The sequence below is a fragment of the Litoreibacter roseus genome, from assembly GCF_009811795.1.
GTDB classification, from domain to species: domain Bacteria; phylum Pseudomonadota; class Alphaproteobacteria; order Rhodobacterales; family Rhodobacteraceae; genus Litoreibacter; species Litoreibacter roseus.
Genome location: NZ_BLJE01000001.1, coordinates 1264788 through 1281002, shown reverse-complemented (window position 1 = coordinate 1281002; position 16215 = coordinate 1264788). Strand labels below are relative to the sequence as shown.

The 16215-nt window shown below is 58.5% G+C and carries 10 protein-coding genes; 8 read left to right on the top strand and 2 right to left on the bottom strand.

Translation table 11 applies throughout. The features are described from left to right. Positions 1-5 precede the first annotated feature (5 nt). Positions 6-479, bottom strand: a complete 474-nt coding sequence (locus KIN_RS06320; RefSeq protein WP_243144828.1) for an Lrp/AsnC family transcriptional regulator — start codon at positions 477-479, stop codon at positions 6-8. Between the two features lie 115 nt (positions 480-594). Here KIN_RS06320 and putA point away from each other — a divergent pair, with 115 nt between their 5' ends. The 6 genes from putA (at position 595) to KIN_RS06290 (ending at position 12263) form a co-directional block, all read left to right on the top strand. Then, a complete protein-coding gene (putA, locus tag KIN_RS06315; protein WP_159805070.1) occupies positions 595-4071 on the top strand; it encodes a bifunctional proline dehydrogenase/L-glutamate gamma-semialdehyde dehydrogenase PutA in 3477 nt (1158 codons plus the stop codon). Between the two features lie 333 nt (positions 4072-4404). Further along, entirely contained in the window at positions 4405-5571 is a 1167-nt protein-coding gene (locus tag KIN_RS06310; RefSeq protein ID WP_159805069.1) for an efflux RND transporter periplasmic adaptor subunit, read from the top strand. 4 nt (positions 5572-5575) lie between these two features. Further along, on the top strand, positions 5576-8767 hold the full coding sequence (locus tag KIN_RS06305; RefSeq protein WP_159805068.1) for an efflux RND transporter permease subunit: 3192 nt from the start codon (positions 5576-5578) through the stop codon (positions 8765-8767). 250 nt (positions 8768-9017) lie between these two features. After that, positions 9018-9479 carry a (2Fe-2S)-binding protein gene (locus KIN_RS06300; protein WP_159805067.1) on the top strand — a complete coding sequence of 154 codons (462 nt, stop codon included), beginning with the start codon at positions 9018-9020 and terminating at the stop codon, positions 9477-9479. A gap of 2 nt (positions 9480-9481) precedes the next feature. Continuing rightward, complete coding sequence (locus KIN_RS06295) at positions 9482-11626, top strand: xanthine dehydrogenase family protein molybdopterin-binding subunit (RefSeq protein WP_159805066.1); 2145 nt, start codon at positions 9482-9484, stop codon at positions 11624-11626. 13 nt (positions 11627-11639) lie between these two features. Beyond that, positions 11640-12263 carry an Isoquinoline 1-oxidoreductase subunit gene (locus KIN_RS06290; protein WP_159805065.1) on the top strand — a complete coding sequence of 208 codons (624 nt, stop codon included), beginning with the start codon at positions 11640-11642 and terminating at the stop codon, positions 12261-12263. 42 nt (positions 12264-12305) lie between these two features. On the opposite strand, the gene KIN_RS06285 is transcribed toward KIN_RS06290, so the two are convergent. Continuing rightward, a complete protein-coding gene (locus KIN_RS06285; RefSeq protein ID WP_243144827.1) occupies positions 12306-12905 on the bottom strand; it encodes an arylesterase in 600 nt (199 codons plus the stop codon). 79 nt (positions 12906-12984) lie between these two features. On the opposite strand from KIN_RS06285, the gene KIN_RS06280 reads away from it, so the two are divergent. Both KIN_RS06280 and KIN_RS06275 read left to right on the top strand, forming a co-directional pair. After that, positions 12985-13680 carry an ABC transporter ATP-binding protein gene (locus tag KIN_RS06280; protein WP_159805063.1) on the top strand — a complete coding sequence of 232 codons (696 nt, stop codon included), beginning with the start codon at positions 12985-12987 and terminating at the stop codon, positions 13678-13680. Further along, complete coding sequence (locus KIN_RS06275) at positions 13677-16214, top strand: ABC transporter permease (protein WP_159805062.1); 2538 nt, start codon at positions 13677-13679, stop codon at positions 16212-16214. The genes KIN_RS06280 and KIN_RS06275 overlap by 4 nt, the downstream gene beginning before the upstream one ends. Position 16215: the final 1 nt, after the last annotated feature.

The following is a 16215-nucleotide window of genomic DNA, read 5'->3' as shown; positions in this document are numbered from 1 at the left end:
TCAGATCAAAAATCATGCTCTTTGACGGATTGCATGGATACATGGGTTGATGTGTTTGCGACGTGAGGCAACGCCGAAATCTGCTCGCCCAGAACCGCTCTGTACTGGGTGATGTTCTTGGTTCGCACCTTCAACAGATAGTCAAAGGCGCCCGCAATCATGTGGCATTGCTCGACCTCCGGAATATCGCGAACGGCGCCATTGAAGGCGGACAATGCGCGCTCTGTGGTGTCCATCAACTTAACCTCGACGAACGCGACATGATCGCGGTTTAACTTGGCCGGATCGAGAACCGCTTTAAATCCTAAAATGTATCCAGAAGATTGAAGCCGCTTCAGGCGGACCTGACAGGGGCTCGTAGACAAGCCGACACGCTTCGCAAGTTCCGTCACTGGAAGCCGCCCGTCCTGTGCCAGGATATCAAGAATCTCCGCATCATACCGGTCGATTTGCCCGTTGAGATTATCGTTATCGATCACATTGCCCTTTTCTGATCAAAGATAGAAACAGAAGTCCGGAGATAGCGATCTACTTCAGTCACATCAACTGTCTTTGTGCTGCTATGATGCATTGAACGTCAGGAAAGGTACATCGTTGGACAGTCTGAACACATTGAGAGCCGACATCAGGGACATTGAGCGCGCCGACGAAGATCACGTCTTGTCCATGCTGGAACGTCATGCGCCGTACTCGCCCGAGGAACGGAATGCAGCGTCAAAACGGGCGGCTGAGCTGGTGACCAGCATCCGTGCGGACAAAAACCCCGGCCTGATGGAGGTTTTTCTCGCCGAATATGGCCTGTCAACGGATGAGGGCATCGCGCTCATGTGTCTGGCCGAGGCGTTGCTGCGCGTGCCGGACACCCAAACCATCGATGCATTGATCGAAGACAAGATCGCGCCATCGGCATGGTCCTCGCATCTTGGAAAATCAAGCTCACCTTTGGTCAACGCGTCCACATGGGCCTTGATGCTGACCGGCAATGTCTTGCGGGACGGCGAAGGTGTGGCCTCGACCCTGAAGGCTGCCGTCAAACGCGTCGGGGAGCCCGTGATCCGGGCCGCCGTCAGTCGGGCAATGAAGGAGTTAGGTGGACAATTTGTTCTTGGCCAGACCATCGAAGAGGCCTTGGTGCGCGGCAAGTCGAATGCGGCACGGGGCTACACCTATTCCTACGATATGCTAGGCGAAGCGGCCCTGACCGCGGAGGACGCGCAGGAGTTCTATGCAGCTTACGAGGACGCGATCACCAAGCTGACACCCCACTGCACGTCAGACGAAATCCGGCGCAATCCCAGCATCTCCATCAAGCTGTCGGCGCTGCATCCGCGATATGACGTGCCCAACAGCGCCCGGGTCATGAACGAACTTGTTCCACGCGTGAAAGCGCTCGCAAAGAAGGCCTGCAATGCGCAGATGGGACTTAATATCGATGCCGAGGAAGCGGATAGACTGGACCTTTCGCTGGACGTGATCGAAGCGGTTTTGAGCGATCCGGCACTGGCCGGATGGGACGGGTTCGGTGTCGTCGTCCAAGCTTACGGAAAGCGGGCAGGTCACGTCATCCGCTGGCTTCACGCCTTGGCCGAGCGGCTGGACCGCAAAATCATGGTGCGCCTCGTCAAAGGCGCCTATTGGGACACTGAAATCAAACGGGCGCAGGTCGAGGGTATTGACGGCTTCCCGGTGTTTACGCGCAAGGTCGCCACGGATGCGAGCTTTCTGCGCTGCGCACGTATGCTTCTGGGGATGACTGACCGGATCTACCCGCAGTTTGCAACGCACAACGCGCATTCCGTCGCTGCAATTCTTGAAGTTGCGGACGACCCGACCTCCTTTGAATTTCAACGTCTGCACGGAATGGGCGAGGCGTTGCACAATCGGCTGATCTCTGGAAATCAAGCGGCCTGTCGCATCTACGCGCCTGTGGGGCCGCACCGTGATTTGCTGGCCTACCTCGTCCGTCGTTTGCTGGAGAACGGGGCAAACAGCAGCTTCGTGAACCAGATCGTTGATAAGTCAGTACCAGCCGAGGTTGTCGCGGCGGACCCGTTCGAGGCGCTGGAAACCAATGGCCAAAACATTGCGGTCTGCAGACCAGCCGACATTTACGCACCTGCGCGGGAGAATGCCAAAGGGTGGGACCTTCACGCGCAAACCGATCTCGATCTCATCGATACGCAGCGTGGGAAATTTCGATCCCGTCGCTGGACGGCAGAAGCGCTGATGGTTGCCAAGGCCGAGGGCGGGCAACCAAAAGCAATCAAGAACCCTGCCCTCCCAGAAGATCAGGTTGGGGACGTTGTCTGGGCCACCAGTCGTGACGTGTCGCAAGCCGTATCTGACGCAAAGCCTTGGCAAGCAACTGCTGAGGAACGGGCCCAGATCCTGCGTCGGGCTTCCAACCTCTATGAGGAAAACTTCGGCGAACTTTTTGCTGTTCTCGCGCGCGAAGCAGGGAAAACGCCGCTTGATGGGGTGGCTGAATTGCGCGAAGCGGTGGATTTCCTGCGTTATTATGCGAACCGGGGCTTGGAGCTTGAACGCGAGGCACGCGGCATCTTTGCCTGCATCTCGCCTTGGAATTTCCCATTGGCCATTTTTACCGGGCAGATCGCCGCCGCTTTGGCCGCAGGAAACGCAGTCGTCGCAAAGCCCGCAGAACAAACGCCGCTTACGGCATGTGTGGCGGTCCGTCTGCTTCACGAGGCCGGAGTCCCGACCTCCGCATTGCAACTGTTGCCCGGGCTTGGAAAGACTGTCGGCGCGGCGCTTGTGTCCGACCCCCGCATCAGTGGTGTGTGCTTCACCGGATCGACGGCCACCGCGCTTAGCATCAACAAGGCCATGGCTGACAACGCAGACCCGACAGCCCCGCTCATTGCCGAAACCGGCGGTTTGAATGCGATGATCGTGGACAGCACTGCCCTGCCCGAACAAGCCGTGGCAGACGTGATTGCCTCGGCTTTTCAGTCGGCAGGCCAGCGATGCTCTGCCTTGCGGATGCTATACCTTCAGCGGGACGTAGCAGACACTTTTTTAAAGATGCTCTACGGCGCGATGGACGAATTAACCGTTGGCGACCCGTGGAGGCATGCGACGGATGTGGGACCGGTGATTGATCAAAGCGCGCAATCCCAGATTCTTGACTACATCACTGACGCAGACCGTGCCGGTCGCGTCCTCAAGGACGTCGCAGCCCCAAGTACGGGAACCTATGTCAAGCCAACAGTGATCGAGGTTTCGGGCATCGCGGATCTGACCCGCGAGGTTTTCGGCCCCGTCCTACACATCGCCATGTTCGAGGCAGAAGAGTTGGACGACGTGGTCGCTGACATCAATGCAACCGGTTACGGGCTGACCTTCGGCATACACTCCCGCATCGACGACCGGATCGAAGCCGTGACGCGACAACTGACCGTCGGGAACATCTACGTCAACCGCAACCAGATCGGGGCCGTCGTCGGCTCCCAACCATTCGGGGGGGAAGGCCTGTCCGGCACTGGCCCGAAGGCGGGCGGGCCACGGTATGTCGCGAAATTCACCCGATCTGAAGCTGAACCGGTATCATCGAATTCGTCAGGACAGCGGGTCGCGGCATCTGACGTTCAGGTCGCGATTGATCGCGTTAATGTTTCGCAAGCGCGTCTGTCAGAGACCACCCTGCCCGGTCCCACCGGTGAATCGAACCGCTACGCGACCTATGGCAGAGGAATAGTGCTGTGTCTTGGGCCGAGCGCCGACGCGGCCAAACGTCAAGCCGAGATCGTGCGAGAGCGCGGCTGCCATCCTATTTGCATCGCGCCCGGCCTGTCCGGCGATATGTCTTTTGACGGGATGATAGACCCCTCTGACTTGACGGATCTCGCAGAATTCCACGCTGTGACATTTTGGGCGGACACCCATCAAATGAGAGATGTTCGCAAAGCGCTCGCGGCGCGTGATGGCCCGATCTTGCCGCTGCTTGCCCAAGGTGACTTGGCGGAGGGATGCGTTTTGGAACGGCATGTCTGTGTCGACACCACCGCTGCAGGTGGGAACGTAACACTGCTTGCGGCGTCAAGCGGATAAGGCCGATCTGCTGTCAGGGCGGGAATTTGCTCGCACCCGAAAACGATTTGATGAAAATTTGGGCCTCTGCTTCAAATTCGTAGAACAGCCAAATTTATCTGACAGTTTTGCGTTGTTCGCCTGAACCTCGGCGGCTAGCTTTCTTGGTGACGAAACATTCTTAGCCAGCAACGGCTGCGCATTTCAGCTCTGTTGAGATCACCAAAAATGCAGAGACACGGGGAATGGGCGCTTGTCTTATGCCATAACCGCGCCATTTGGTCACCCGCTGCCAGATTGTCGCAGGCCATGCGCGAGACCGGCACTGGAATTCTTAGATTTGGGACGACGCAAATGAACTTTCCTGCCCTGACATTAAACTCGATCAGCCGTATTGCAGGCCCAATCACGGCCTTGGCCATCGCCGCTTTTGCTGGCGCGGGGCACGCCCAATCTCAGCAGCCGCCGGTCGTGAAAGTAGCCGAGCCTCTGCAAGACACAGTGATGGACTGGGACGTATACACTGGCCGGTTTCAGGCAGAAAACCGCGTTGTGCTTCAGGCTCGCGTCTCAGGGTACCTATCAGCCATTCATTTCGAGGAGGGCGGCATCGTCGAACAGGGTCAGCTGCTCTATGAAATCGATGACCGTCCATTCACGCTTGCCGTTCGGCAAGCGCAGGCCAGCCTTGATTCCGCCCGCGCCGCCGTGGAATTGGCCGAGATCGAATTTGACCGTGCGACTGAGCTTGTGGCCCGAAATGTGGGCGCCCAGAGCGAAGCCGACAGCGCCCGTGCGCAGTTTCGCGAAGCCACCGCGAGCGTTGCAATCGCAGAAGCGCAACTTGCGACCGCCGAACTGGACCTTGAGTTTACGCAGATCACTTCACCCCTGACCGGGCGCATCTCGTCAAACGATGTTGATGTCGGAAACCTTGTAATTGGCGGTCCATCCGGCGCCACGGTCCTGTCAAATATCGTTTCAGTCGATCCGATCGAATTTGTCTTCACCGTGTCTGAGGCCGATTTTCTGAAATACGCGCGGCTGTTCGAAAACGGCGAGCGCCCTTCGTCCCGCAGTTCTGCAAACCAAGTGTACGTCCAGCTTATGGATGAAGACACGTGGAACCGTGGCGGGTCCATGACTTTTGTCGATAACCAGCTTGATCCTAATTCCGGCACGCTTTTGGGCCGCGCGACCTTGGACAACCCGGATGGGTTCCTGCAGCCAGGCGTTTTTGGTCGCCTGCGCCTGCCCGGTTCCGGGGAATACGATGCTTTGCTAATTCCCGATGAGGCCATCGTCGCCGATCAGGCCCGATCCATCGTCTATGTGGTGGGGGCTGATGATATCGTCGAGCAGAAAGGTGTGACCCGCGGACCGATGTGGCGCGGGATGCGGGTTATTCAGACCGGGCTCGAAGCCGGTGACCGTGTGATAATCTCCGGCATCCAGCGTGCGCGCCCCGGTTCTCCGGTAACGCCTGAGCCAGAAGAAATTACGCTCAGCGAAGCGGAGTAAACCGATGAAATTCACGCACTTTTTTGTAGACCGTCCGATCTTCGCGACGGTCATCTCAGTCTTGATCGTTCTCGTCGGTCTGGTTTCTTACTTCCGCCTGCCCGTCGCGGCTTATCCAGATGTCGTGCCACCCACCATTCAGATCACCGCGTCCTACCCCGGTGCGTCGGCAGAAGTGGTCTCTGACACCGTTGCGACCCCCCTGGAGCAAGAGATCAATGGCGTAGAGGGCATGCTTTACATGCTCAGTCAGGCCACGTCCGATGGTCGCCTGACGCTGACAATAACCTTCGAATTGGGCACCGATCTCGACGAAGCGCAGGTGCTTGTTCAAAACCGCGTGGCCATCGCGGAGCCACGACTGCCTGAGGCCGTCAGACGGCTCGGGGTACAGACCCAGCAGAACTCACCAAACTTCCTTATGGTCGTTCACATGATCTCGCCGGATGACAGCCGGGATCAGCTCTATATATCGAACTATGCCCGGACCCAGATTGTCGACCGCTTGTTGCGGATCGACGGGGTTGGTCAGGCGACCGTCTTTGGTGAACGTGCCTACTCCATGCGCATCTGGTTGGACCCTGACAGGGTCGCTGCGCGGGGATTGACCGCCGGTGAGGTCGTCGCAGCCCTGCAGGAAAATAATGTGCAGGTTGCCTCGGGCACAATCAATCAGCTGCCAACGCCAGATCCCGGTGCTTTCCAGCTTAACGTCGAGACACAAGGTCGGCTGGTCGAGCCTGATCAGTTTGAAAATATCGTTATCGGTGCTGACTCCAGCGGACGGAAAATCAGGGTGCGTGACGTGGCGCGCGTCGAGCTGGGCGCGCAGGATTACACCACCAACGGTTATCTCGACGACAAAACGGCGTTGCCGATCGGTGTGTTCCAGCGCCCAGGCAGTAACGCGTTAGAAACTGCCGAACAAATCAAGCATCTGATGGAAGATCTCGAGGGATCCTTCCCGCCTGGCGTCGCCTATGACATCGTCTACAACCCCACGGAATTCATCGAGCAATCGGTGGAGGCGGTCTACGTAACCATCGAGGAAGCCGTTTTGTTGGTGGTTCTCGTTGTTGTGGTCTTTCTTCAATCGCTCCGGGCGTCGATCATTCCCATTCTGGCCATCCCGGTCTCGCTTATCGGGACGTTCTTCGTCATGCAGGCCTTCGGCTTTTCGTTGAACAACCTGTCGCTCTTCGGTCTGGTGCTGGCGATCGGGATCGTGGTCGATGACGCCATTGTCGTGGTCGAGAATGTGGAGCGATATATCGAAGAAGGTATGAGCCCGCGGGAGGCTACGCATAAGACAATGGACGAGGTTGCGGGCGCGCTGGTCTCTATCAGTCTGGTGTTGTGTGCGGTCTTCATCCCGGCGGCGTTTATCGAGGGCATTACCGGACAATTCTTCCGCCAGTTCGCGGTGACAATCGCGGCTGCGACGGTCATTTCGGTTATCGTATCCTTGACACTGTCCCCTGCCCTGTCTGCTGTTCTTCTCAAATCCCAGGCGGATAAGGAGAAAGAGCCGAAAGGCATCGGCAAGGTTGTGCATAAACTGATGTGGCCCTTCCGGAAATTTGCGGACGGGTTCAACTGGGCGTTCGACAAGCTGGCCCGAGGCTACGCGAAACTGATGAAGCTGTTTCTCAGCGCCACGGTCATCGTGCTTGCTGTCTATGCCGGCTTGATGGTTTTGGCGTTCTACCAGTTCAACCGGGCGCCGGCCGGGTTCATTCCCGAACAAGATCAGGGATATCTGATTGCCGTTGTCCAACTGCCTCCGGGTGCTTCGCTGTCCCGAACGGATGCGGTGATACAGAAGGCGACCGACCTGTTGCTCGAGATGGATTCCGTCGAGCACACGGTGGCCTTCGCTGGCCTCGACGGGGCGACCTTCACGCAAGCGCCAAACGCAGGCGCAATCTTTATGGTAACCACACCGTTCGAGGAACGGTTGGCAAAGGGACAAACCAACCAAGCGATTATCGGTGAAGCCTTTGGCCAACTGGGTCAGATCACTGAGGCAAACGCGTTCGTCATCGCACCACCGCCCATTCAGGGGATCGGCAATTCGGGCGGCTGGAAGCTTTATCTTCAGGATGAACGTGGACGTGGCTTGAATGCGCTTGAAGAGACTTTGGGCGAGGTCGTGGCGAATGCAAACCAGACTGAGGGGCTGACCAATGTCTTCACGCTCTTCAACACGTCAACACCCAAGATCTATGCCGACATCGACCGGGTCAAATCTGAAGAGCTTGGCGTGCCACCCGAGCGGGTCTTCGAGACGTTGCAGGTCTACCTCGGCTCGGCCTTTGTGAACGACTTTAACTTCATTGGCCGGACTTACCGTGTGACTGCCCAGGCCGATGGGGAATTCCGCGATGACCCACAGGACGTGCTTGACCTTCGGACACGGTCCACGAATGGCGGGATGGTGCCCATAGGCTCTGTCGCTGAGCTGGAGCAAATTACAGGGCCCTACCGCGTGCCGCGGTATAACCTGTTCCCAGCCGCAGCGGTGCAAGGCGCGACCACACCGGGTCTGTCCACCGGTGAGGCCATCGCCGAGATGGAAGCGATGCTTGATGAGACTTTGCCGGACGGCTTTGGCTACGAATGGACGGAACTGGCCTTGCAGGAAAAGCTGGCGGGCAACACGGCGATCTTCGCGTTCGCCATGGCTGTGGTCTTCGTCTACCTGATGTTGGCCGCCCAGTACGAGAGTTGGTTTATGCCGTTCTCGGTCATTCTGATCGTGCCCATGTGTCTGCTTGCAGGGATATCGGGGGTGCTGTTCCGAGGGATCGATAACAACATTCTGGTGCAGATCGGCTTCGTTGTCCTTGTGGGATTGGCGTCCAAAAACGCCATTCTCATCGTCGAATTTGCAAAACAAGCGGAGGAAAACGGGATGAGCCGCGTCGACGCCGCCATCGAAGCTGCCCGCCTGCGTCTGCGTCCGATTTTGATGACGTCATTTGCCTTCATCCTGGGTGTGATCCCGCTGGTGATTGCCGAAGGACCCGGCGCCGAGATGCGTCAGGCCCTTGGAACCGCCGTGTTCTCGGGCATGCTAGGGGTGACGTTCTTCGGCTTGCTCTTCACGCCGGTTTTTTATGTCGCGTTCCAGTGGCTTGCCAATCTGTTCGGAATGGACCCGACGAAGAAGAAACCAGAACCCTGGACGGGCTAAAACACCACCCGTTCAGAGCGTTTAGGGACGGCGCATCTCGCGCCGTCCTGATCCAGCATTATCGTAAAAAATTCACATTGCCTGACGCCTTACCTGCGCTACTTTATCGCAGGTAAGGCAAGGCGTCCGCTCGCAGATACCCAGCACCCTCATCCCGATTTCAGATCGGTGCGCTTTCCTGAAAAATTTCTCTGAACCTTGCTGCGCATCCTGCGTTGGCGAAGGTGGCTATGCGATAAGGGATACGAAAATGACCATTTCATTGAAAATCAACGGCGAAGACCGAACGCTTGATGTCGATCCGGACACGCCGCTTTTGTGGGTCCTGCGCGACGAATTGCGCCTGACCGGAACGAAATTTGGCTGTGGGATTGCGCAATGCGGCGCATGCACCGTTCTTCTGAACGGCCAGACCCGGAGATCCTGCGTGACGCCCATCGGCGCAATCGACGGCTATGATGTCGAAACAATCGAGGCCGTCGAAGGGCCCGAAGCGGAAGCAGTGCAGGCCGCATGGGTTGATCTGAACGTCCCGCAGTGCGGCTACTGCCAGTCGGGCCAGGTCGTCGCCGCAACTGCGCTGCTGCGCGAAATGCCGAAACCCACCGATGAAGATATCGACAACGCGATGGCTGGCAACTTATGCCGCTGCGCCACGTATACCCGCATACGCAAGGCGATCCGCCAAGCGTCAGACACGCTGGAGGCCTGATCATGACACAGCTTACCCCAACACGTCGTGGCTTCCTGACCGGTGCAGCGGGCCTTGTGATTGCAACTCAACTGCCCCTTGCGGCCCGCGCACAATCCGCTGCGGCAACCGGTAGCTTTACACCAAATGCATTCGTGCGCGTCGGAACCGACAACACGATTACCGTCATCATCAAGCACCTTGAGATGGGCCAAGGCGCCTACACTGGTCTTGCAAGCTGCGTTGCCGAAGAAATGGACGCCGACTGGTCTCAGGTCCGGGCTGAAAACGCACCTGCCGATGCGTCGCTTTATACCAACGCAGCCTTCGGGCTTCAGGGCGTGGGCGGCTCTACCGGATTGGCCAGCAGCTATATCCAGATGCGCCAAGCCGGAGCCGCCGCGCGTGGCATGCTTGTTTCCGCCGCCGCGCGAAACTGGGATGTTCCGGAAAGCGAAATCACCGTTGAAAAAGGCGTCGTGCGTCACGATGCCAGCGGCAACTCTGCCAGTTTTGGCGATTTGGCAGAAGCGGCCACCGAAAGCGCTGTGCCAGTCGAACCTCCTTTGAAAAATGAAGAAGAGTTCACGCTGATCGGCCAGAAGGTCGAGCGCCTTGACTCGATGGCAAAGTCGACAGGGGCCAGCGACTTTACCATTGATATCTACCGCGATGGTATGCTGACGGTGGCCATGCGCCACTCGCCGAAATTTGGCGGTAAGGTTGCCAGCTTTAACCCTGAACCCGCCTTGGCCATTCCCGGCGTCGAGCGGGTCGAGCAAATCTCATCGGGCATAGCAATTTATGGCCAAAACACCTTTGCTGCGCTCAAAGGTCGAGAAGCGGTCGAAATTGAATGGGACGACCGCGGGGCCGAAACCCGCTCCAGCGAGGAAATGGTTCGCGTTTGGACAGAAGCCGCCCGAAAACCCGCCGCAGTGGCAGAGGAAAGCGGTGATCTGGACACAGCGCTCAGCGAAGCCGCGACGACCCTCGAAGCCGAATATGTGTTCCCATTTCTCGCCCATGCGCCACTGGAACCGCTCGACGGTGTAATCGAGCTGCGCGATGGTGAGGCCGAGATCTGGATGGGCTCTCAATTGCAGACCGTCGATCACGGCGTTGCAGCTCAGACCCTTGGTATGGATCAGGGCAATATCAAGCTGAACACAACGCTTGCCGGTGGCAGCTTTGGACGGCGCGCACAGCCCGGGTCAGAATTTATGGCCCAACTTGCAGAGGTCGGCAAAGCGGCGGGCAACGGGGCATACAAACTGCTCTGGACCCGCGAAGATGATATCCATGGTGGTTATTATCGCCCGCTGACGGTGCATCGCCTGCGCGGCGGCCTTGATGCCGACGGCAATATCATCGCTTGGGATGATACGATTGCAAACCAGTCAATTATTGCAGGATCGCCCTTCGAAGAGGCTTTGATGCAAAACGGACTCGATGCGACCGCTTATGAAGGCTCCACCCGGATGCCTTATGCGTGGCCGAACCACCGCGTGTCGTGGGCGCGGATGGAAAGCCCGGTCTCCGTGCTGTGGTGGCGGTCCGTCGGACACACTCATACAGCCTATGCGACGGAAACCTTCCTCGATGAGCTGTTGGAAGCCGGTGGAAAGGATCCTGTCGCAGGTCGCCTTGAGCTGATAAAGGACGCGCCACGCGATCGCGGTGTGCTGGAGCGCGTCGCCGATATGGCTGCATGGTCTGGCGCCGGCACAGGTGACAAGCGCTACGGCGTCGCCCTGCATGAAAGCTTCAACAGCTATGTTGCAATGGTCGCTGAAGTCTCGAATCAAGGTGGCATGCCCCACGTATCAAAAATCTGGTGCGCGGTAGATTGCGGTTACGCAGTCAATCCGGACGTTGTGATCGCTCAGATGGAGGGCGGCATTGGATTTGGTATCGGTACGGCCATGTTCAACGAAATCACACTTGGTGAAGGCGGCCGGGTCCAGCAGTCCAACTATGATACGTATCGGATGCTGCGCCTCAACGAGATGCCGGAGATCGAGGTGTCCATTCTCAACACCGGCAATGAGCCGACAGGCGTTGGTGAACCCGGTGTGCCGCCGGTTGCACCTGCCATTGCAAATGCGTGGCGCAGTTTGACGGGCAGCACGCCCCGTCGCCAGCCTTTCACTGTTGCGCTGTCCTAAGGAGACACACCCAATGACGTTCACTAAATTCAAGCTTGCCACTCTCGTAGTGGCAGGCAGCTTCTTCGCGACAGCGTCCATGGTGCAATCGGACGGCCATTCCGATCTGCAACCCGTCTCCGCATTCGACAGCTATGCCGAGGGCGACGAGCGGGCGGCTGCGATCTTTGAGGAGATGACGAAGGTTTTCGTTCACCCTCGCTGTCTGAATTGCCACCCGGTCGACAATTCACCCCGACAGGGAGAACAGCTTGCAATGCATCAACCACCTGTCGTGCGGGGCGAGGATGATTTCGGCGCAGTGGGCATGCGATGCTCTACCTGCCATGGTGCTGAAAATGTCTCCTACTCAGGTGAAGCGGGGTCTGTTCCCGGGCACGAGCCCTGGCATCTGGCGCCCGTGTCGATGGGTTGGATCGGCAAAACCAGTGGAGAGATTTGCGAGCAGGTCAAAGACCCGGACCGCAACGGCAACCGGACCTTGGCGGAACTGCATGAGCACAATGCCGAGGACGGTCTGGTTGGCTGGGCGTGGGAGCCGGGCGAAGGTCGTGAGCCCGCACCGGGCAGTCAGGCTTTGTTCGGCGAGCTTACACAGGCTTGGATCGACAACGGCGCAGCCTGCCCGACGTCCTGACCATTCGAGCGGCCGCCCCCACGAGCGGGGCGGCTGTTTCAGTTATTCGACGCGATCCAGAAGCTCCAGCACCTTCGGTCCGATATCGGCGACGATTTGAGAAACGCCGTCAGGGTTGGGATGTATCCCGTCCGCCTGCATATATTTCCGCACGGCAGTGACGCGGTCTTCGTTAATCGTAAGTCCAGCCAGAAAATTCTCGTAAAACACCGCGTTATAGCGCGCCGCCAATTCGACGAAGATACCGTCGAACGCGGCCTTGTATTCCGGACCATAGTTGCCCGGCGCTTCGATCCCGGCCAGCAGGACCGGGACACCCTTGCTTTCCGCAGCCTCCAAGATCGCAGTCAGGTTATCCCTCGATACGTCGGGGTCGATTCCCCGCAAAAGATCATTGCCCCCAAGCGCTACGATCAGCGCATCAACATCCTCGGTCAGTGTCCAGTCGATCCGGGATTTGCCGCCCGCGGTGGTGTCGCCAGACACACCTGCGTTCAAAAGATCAACATCACGCCCTTGTGCGTTGAGCCATGCATCTAGTTGAGGGACGAAGCCATCTTCCGCCTTGAGACCGTAACCTTGGGTCAGGCTGTCACCGAGGGCAGCAATAGTGATCTCTTGGGCAATGCTAGGCGTACTCAAAAAGAATACGGCTGCAAGATTGCAGGATGCCAGTGTCAGCCTATTTCTAAACCGAACAGTTCGCCTAAGGAGCCCGATTATGACCGCACCCATAGTGTCCCTGACAGATGTAAACCTGTCGCTGGATGGGAACGCCGGTCGGATCGACATTCTCAAGCACATCGCGCTGGATGTGACCGCGGGCGAAACGGTCGGGCTGATCGGGCCATCGGGGTCGGGCAAATCATCTCTCCTGATGCTTTTGGGCGGTTTGGAGCGCGCCACCGCCGGTCAGGTCCGCGTTTTGGACCACGACCTGACAAAGATGGATGAGGACGCGCTCGCCCGCTTTCGAAGACAGTATATGGGCATCGTTTTCCAATCCTTCCACCTCATTCCGACGATGAGCGCGCTGGAAAATGTGGCCCTGCCTTTGGAACTGTCGGGACAGTCAGACGCCTTTGAGCGCGCCGAGGCCGAATTGGCCGCTGTTGGGCTTGACCACCGAACCGGTCATTACCCATCACAAATGTCAGGTGGGGAACAGCAGCGTGTTGCGTTGGCCCGTGCTGCAGTTGTTCGCCCTGCCTTGCTTCTGGCCGATGAACCGACCGGCAATCTTGATGAGACAACAGGTGCTTTGATCATGGATCTCCTGTTCGATCTCCGGGATCGGCACGGGGCAACACTGGTACTGGTGACGCACGCGCGCAATCTGGCAGAGCGCTGTGACCGGGTTATTCGACTGCGGGATGGCATGATCGCACCAGAGGCTGCGGCAGAGGCTGCCGAATGAGCACGCTGCGTATGGCCGCGAAGATCGCGCGGCGAGAGCTAACCGGGGGCTTGAAAGGCTTTCGGGTCTTTCTGGCCTGTCTGGCTTTGGGCGTGGCGGCAATCGCGGCAATCGGGATCGTCAGGGCCGGGATCGAGGCCGGACTAGAGCGCGAAGGCGCGGCTATTTTAGGGGGCGACGCTGCGGTTCAGCTGACTTATCGCTTCGCGGAACCCGACGAGCGTCAATGGCTGGAAGATACTGCGGTTCAGGTCAGCGAAATCGCTGACTTCCGGTCAATGCTGGTTGTGGATCGCGACGGGCAGACGGAACGTGGATTGACACAGGTGAAAGCCGTCGATGATGCCTACCCCATCTATGGGACCGTGCGCCTGACCCCTGACATGACGCTTCAGGACGCGTTGGCCAACCAAGATGGGATACCGGGTGTTGTGATCGACCCGGTGCTGGTCGACAGACTGGGATTGTCCATCGGCGATGCGGTCAGATTGGGATTGCAGGAATTTGTCTTAACGGCCTTGATCGACAGCGCTCCGGATGAGGCCGCTGGGGGTTTCGGTCTTGGACCCCGCACGATTGTTGCAACGGAGGCGCTGGAGGCTTCGGGACTGCTTGGCGCGGGAACATTGTTCGAAACGGAGTACCGCCTGAAGGTTTCGGAGGATCAGGATTTAACTGCGCTGCGCACCGCCGTTGAGGAGCGGTTCTCGGATGCTGGTATTCGGTGGCGCGACCGGCGCAATGGCGCACCCGGGGTTAGTGAGTTCGTTGACCGGCTCTCTGCTTTTCTGGTGCTTGTCGGCTTGACGGGTCTGGCCGTCGGCGGGGTCGGCGTTGCCGCAGCCGTTCGGTCCTATCTGGACGAAAAAACAACCGTAATTGCCACCCTGCGCAGTCTTGGCGCCGACGCGCGCACAATTTTTCTGACCTACATTCTACAGATTGGCGCGCTTGCCCTTTTTGGGATCGCTATCGGTCTGGTTTTGGGCGCGCTTATTCCGATCCTTTTGACGCCCACCATCGAAGCCCGCCTGCCCGTTCCCGCCGCCATTGCCATCCGCCCAGGCCCGCTGTTAGAGGCCGGTCTCTACGGCCTTCTGGCCGCTGCGATCTTTACGATCTGGCCGCTGGCGCGCACAGAAAATGTCCGACCCTCTGCACTTTTCCGTGACACAACTGGCGGCGCTGACGGAAGTATCAGACCGATTTGGATTTTGACGACTGGTGCTTTGCTGATCGCGCTCGTTGGGCTGGCCGCAATCTTGTCAGGTTTGATTACGCTCACGCTCTGGGCGGCTGGGGCAATCCTTGGCGCGTTCATCGTTTTACTCGTTGCGGCGGATCTGATCCGGCGTCTGTCGAAACGGCTGTCACAAACAAAGACATTGCGCGGCGCACCGACTGTCCGGTCCGCTGTTGGTGCCATTGGCGGTCAGGCGGGTGAGACTAAATCTGTCATTATCTCGCTGGGTCTCGGCCTTTCGGTTCTCGCAGCTGTGGGTCAGATCGACTGGAACCTGCGAAACGCGATTGCGCAGGATCTTCCCGAGGTCGCGCCGTCTTACTTCGTTGTCGACATCCAGAACGATCAGCTTGATGGCATTAGGGGACTTCTGGCCGCGAACCCCGCTGTGACCGATGTCCAAAGTGCACCGATGCTGCGCGGGGTCATTACGATGATCAACGACACCCCGGCAGAAGAGGTCGCAGGCGATCACTGGGTTTTGCAGGGTGACCGCGGGATCACCTATTCCGCGTTGCCCAACGAGAATACGAAGATCACATCAGGGGCATGGTGGGAGGCCGATTACACAGGCCCGCCGCAGATCAGTTTCGCAACCGAAGAGGCGATGGAAATGGGGCTGGCGCTCGGCGATACGTTGACCATCAACGTTTTGGGTCGCGACATCACCGCCGAGATTACCAGCTTCCGCGAAGTTGACTTCTCCACGGCGGGCATTGGCTTCATCCTGTCCATGAACCCCGCCGCATTGCAGGGCGCCCCCCACACCCATATCGCTACGATTTACGCCGACGAAGCGGCAGAGGGTCAGATCCTGCGCGACATCGCGTCAGCCTATCCGAACATCACAGCCATTCGCGTGCGGGACGCCATCGCGCGGGTATCGGAGGTTCTGGCCGGGATCGCAGCGGCGGTAACCTACGGCGCACTGGCAACTTTGATAACCGGCGGCATCGTTCTGATCGGTACCGCCGCCGCGGGGGAGCGTGCCCGAATTTATGAAGGCGCCATCTTGAAAACACTTGGGGCCCCACGTCGCGCCATTCTGATTAATTTCGCGCTGCGTTCTGCATTTCTGGGGCTGACTGCGGGTATCATCGCGATCTTTGCAGGTGTTCTGGCGGGCTGGGCCGTCACGACGTTCGTTATGGACACTGATTTCCGGGTCGAGCCCGTCTCGGCCTTTGGTATTGTGGCAGGCGGGATACTGGTGACGGTGCTGACCGGATTGTTGTTTGCATGGCGGCCGCTGTCAGCACGGCCGGCACAGGTCTTGCGTGCGCGTGAGTGAC

Excerpts from the sequence above, each read along its gene's own strand:
- KIN_RS06310 (WP_159805069.1), top strand. The coding sequence starts at position 4,405 with ATGAACTTTCCTGCCCTGACATTAAACTCGATCAGCCGTATTGCAGGC.
- KIN_RS06305 (WP_159805068.1), top strand. The coding sequence starts at position 5,576 with ATGAAATTCACGCACTTTTTTGTAGACCGTCCGATCTTCGCGACGGTC.
- KIN_RS06300 (WP_159805067.1), top strand. The coding sequence starts at position 9,018 with ATGACCATTTCATTGAAAATCAACGGCGAAGACCGAACGCTTGATGTC.
- KIN_RS06295 (WP_159805066.1), top strand. The coding sequence starts at position 9,482 with ATGACACAGCTTACCCCAACACGTCGTGGCTTCCTGACCGGTGCAGCG.
- KIN_RS06290 (WP_159805065.1), top strand. The coding sequence starts at position 11,640 with ATGACGTTCACTAAATTCAAGCTTGCCACTCTCGTAGTGGCAGGCAGC.
- KIN_RS06280 (WP_159805063.1), top strand. The coding sequence starts at position 12,985 with ATGACCGCACCCATAGTGTCCCTGACAGATGTAAACCTGTCGCTGGAT.
- KIN_RS06275 (WP_159805062.1), top strand. The coding sequence starts at position 13,677 with ATGAGCACGCTGCGTATGGCCGCGAAGATCGCGCGGCGAGAGCTAACC.